Below are 3,196 nucleotides of genomic sequence, written 5' to 3'. Positions count from 1 at the left end.
GCAGACCCCAGAACAGATCTGGTTCGTGGTCGCGATCGCAGTCCACCACCCTCCCGTCCGCGAGCACGACCTCTGCGCCGACGAGGCGATCGCAAGTCAGCCCGTACTTGCGCCCAAGCAGACCGATCCCACCGCCAAGAGTCAGACCGGTGATCCCCACGGTGGGACCGCACCCGGCCGGCAGCGTCCGGCCAAAGGCATGGAGCTCCGCGTACGCCGGTCCGAGGCGGGCGCCGGCGCCAATCGTGGCCACCCCGTCAACCCCCATGGAGATGTCAGCGAGCCCGGACAAGTCGAGCACGATCCCGTCCGTCGACGATCGGCCGGCGAAGCAGTGCCCGCCGCCACGAGGGGCGATGTGGACTCCTGTGCTTGCCGCGTACGTGATGGCGCTGACCACGTCCGAGACCGAGCGGCACAGAACCACGAGCCGCGGCCGCACCTCCCGGTAGGCGTGGTTGACCGGGCGGCGGATCGCGTCGTAGCCCGGCGACTCAGGGCAGAACAGCTCCCCGTCGAGTGACTTGGCGAACTCGGCTAGGTCGGACACGAGTCCGACACTATGAGCGACGCGACGACGGGTCTTGAACGAATCGCGCAGGCTCAGACGCGCAGTACCGGCCTGCTTCGGGTCGCAAGGAAGGGCTTGTAGGAGGCGGAATGGTCGTGACCACACATGCAGCGATCGAGGTCACCGCCGAGGAGCTGGCTCGGGGTGAGACCGGTCAGGCGAAGGCATTCCCGGCTGAGGTGGGCCTGGTCGGCGTACCCAGCGTCGATCGCCAATCCCGCCATACCGTCCGCACCACGCCGACCCGTCGCGATGGCGCCGGCTTGAGCCAGCGCGAGGAATCCCTGAAAGCGCAACGTCCGTTGGAGAACCTTGGGGCTCATCCCGACTGCGTGCAGGCAGCGGCGGCGCAGCTGGCTCGCGGAGAGTGCCAGGTGGGTGGCCAGGGTGTCGATGTTGATCGGGTGCCAGGGCATCAGCGCCTGCACGGCCTCGCTCACCAGCGGATCCGCGCGGACCGTACTGCGAAACTCCTGCAGCAGGTGGCCCTGCAGATACACGAGTGCCGCTTCGGGCGATCCGGCCCGGGCCATCGCGTCCACAAGACGGTCCGCTGAACTGCGCCACAGCTCCGCCAGGCCCAGCCGCTGGTCCACCAGGTCGTCGAGCACCGTCGGCAGCGGCGGCGCGGTCCCCGGATGGAACCGCACACCCACGATGGTGGTGTGCGCCGGAATGACCTCGACCTCCGGACGGGTCAGCGGACCGACCAACTGAGGCCTGCCACCGATCGGAAAATGGATCTCCACCCCGCCCGTCGGCAGGTGCCGTTGCACGTACGCCGCGTCGCCTGTGCGCTGGATCCAGACCGTCCGCACAACCCCCGCCAACCCCGGCAGGGGAGGATGCTCGACGTAGGAACCCGTTGTGGTCACCCTCGCACTGAAGCGTCCGAACAGGACCGACGTCAAGGCCATCAATGCACTAGGAGCGTCGAGTTGCCTGTACTACGACGTCGCGCAGGTCGGCTGTCTTACCGGCTGGTCCGGGGAGAGTGCGGAGTTGTTCTTCGGCGCTGACGGTCTCCCAGCAGGCGTCGTCCAGGACCGCGGAGATGTCCGCCACCGTGACCGAGGCCTCGGCCGGCGAGTGGTGGTGTCCATGTCCCGCGGAGCTGTGGCCGACGATGAGCAGGGTGCCGCCGGGCGCTACCCAGGCGGAGATACGGTCGTAGAAATCCAACTGCGCCATCGCCGGGTGCGCGTAGTGCGTCGTCACCAGGTCGAACTGCGTGTCTGGACTCCAGACGGTGAGGTCCGCCTCGATCCACCTCACCTGCTCGGACACTCCGCTGATGGTCGCGCGCCGCCTTGCCCGATCGAGCGCATCAGCGGAGATGTCGGCCGCCGTGACCAGCCACCCCTGAGTCGCGAGCCAGATCGCCTCAGCGCCGGCCCCGCACCCGGCATCAAGCGCCGTACCTGGGGTCAGACCGCTTGTCCCGCGCACCAGATAGGGGTTGGGCGGGTTCCTCTCCATAGCTGCCGGTACGCCGCTGCCGCCTTGCCGCCAGCGCTGTTCCCAGTAGTCCTTGTCGAATTCGTGCGTCATCCGTGTCCCTCCGCGATTCGCCTACCTCCCGAGAGTGCCAACCTCGGGCTGTGATGGCAATCATCTTTGCCGAAATGGCAAACGCGACACGGGCTGGAGATCGTCGGCATCCACTCGCCGGAGTTCGCGATCGAGAAGGATGCGGGCAATCTGCAGTCCGCGATCCGCAAGGAGGGCATCGGCTATCCGGTTGCCCAGGACAACAACCTCGCGACGTGGACGGCGTACCGGAACCAGTACTGGCCGGCCAAGTACCTGATCGATGCCGAGGGCATCGTTCGGTCGATCAACTTCGGCGAGGGCAACTACGCCCAGACCTAGGAGCAGATCCGGGAACTCCTCAGCGCAGCGAACCCTGAGGCCAAGCTGCCCGCACGCGTGGACGGCAGCGTGAAGGCCGACGTCGGCGTCGAAGGACGCACCCAGGAGACCTATCTGGCCTACTCGCGATCGACCAATCTGAAGGGCAGTGGCAAGCTCACCCCGAACAAGACCGTTGCCTTCGGCCTCAATCCGGCCCAGTTCGACGACACTTACAGCCTCGGCGGCCAATGGAAGGTCGGCACCCAGAGCGTGACGTCGACCGAGGGCTCACAGGCCCGGGTCAGCTACAACGCCTCGAAGGTCTACCACGTCCTGTCCGGCCAGGGCGCGGTCACAGTCTCCATCGCCGGTGAACCAGACAAGACCGTCACCGTCAGCGGCACCCCGAACGCCTACCAGTTGGTCGACCAGCAAACAGCCGAGCGCAAGACGATGACCCTGACCTACAGCCCTGGCATCCGCCTTCACTTTCAGCTTCGGCTAAGCCGCTTGCGCCGCCGCGAGCCCAATACCAGGCAGACCAGTGGACTGCTCAGCAGACCATTGGTCTGGCTGGTTCTGCCGTAGGGTCAGCGGCAGGACTCACACGCAAAGGAGCATGATGAGCACTCAACACCAGACCTCCGGGCGATCGGCCGACGGGAGCGCCGGCGACGCGGACTACGGCCGGATCGGTGACGGCTACACGTCGTACCGGCAGCCCGAACCGCAGATTGAAGCTGTCATCCGCGCCGCTCTCGGTGACGCCCG

Annotated in this window: 5 protein-coding genes; 2 read left to right on the top strand and 3 right to left on the bottom strand. The window is 66.9% G+C overall.

Features of this window, described 5'->3' with window-relative positions:
* From VFG33_RS09265 to VFG33_RS09255, 3 genes are all read right to left on the bottom strand, one after another.
* On the bottom strand, window positions 1-550 hold a 550-nt coding region (locus VFG33_RS09265; protein WP_325024487.1), incomplete at its 3' end, for an FAD-binding oxidoreductase.
* Between the two features lie 53 nt (window positions 551-603).
* A complete protein-coding gene (locus VFG33_RS09260; protein ID WP_325024485.1) occupies window positions 604-1,446 on the bottom strand; it encodes a DUF6597 domain-containing transcriptional factor in 843 nt (280 codons plus the stop codon).
* 49 nt (window positions 1,447-1,495) lie between these two features.
* Window positions 1,496-2,122 carry an SAM-dependent methyltransferase gene (locus VFG33_RS09255; protein ID WP_325024483.1) on the bottom strand — a complete coding sequence of 209 codons (627 nt, stop codon included), beginning with the start codon at window positions 2,120-2,122 and terminating at the stop codon, window positions 1,496-1,498.
* Between the two features lie 66 nt (window positions 2,123-2,188).
* Between VFG33_RS09255 and VFG33_RS09250 the strand changes: the two genes are divergently transcribed.
* Both VFG33_RS09250 and VFG33_RS09245 read left to right on the top strand, forming a co-directional pair.
* Window positions 2,189-2,443 carry a thioredoxin domain-containing protein gene (locus VFG33_RS09250; protein ID WP_325024481.1) on the top strand — a complete coding sequence of 85 codons (255 nt, stop codon included), beginning with the start codon at window positions 2,189-2,191 and terminating at the stop codon, window positions 2,441-2,443.
* A gap of 57 nt (window positions 2,444-2,500) precedes the next feature.
* Window positions 2,501-3,013, top strand: a complete 513-nt coding sequence (locus VFG33_RS09245) for a hypothetical protein (protein WP_325024479.1) — start codon at window positions 2,501-2,503, stop codon at window positions 3,011-3,013.
* The last annotated feature ends 183 nt before the right edge of the window (window positions 3,014-3,196 follow it).

Source organism: Kribbella sp. (assembly GCF_035687465.1).
GTDB lineage: Bacteria > Actinomycetota > Actinomycetes > Propionibacteriales > Kribbellaceae > Kribbella.
The sequence above is the reverse complement of the archived record's forward strand: the minus strand, read 5'-3'. Positions and strand labels throughout refer to the sequence as shown.

Bases quoted from the DNA above. Each gene is read 5' to 3' on its own strand.
- VFG33_RS09255 (WP_325024483.1), bottom strand. From the start codon at position 2,122: ATGACGCACGAATTCGACAAGGACTACTGGGAACAGCGCTGGCGGCAA.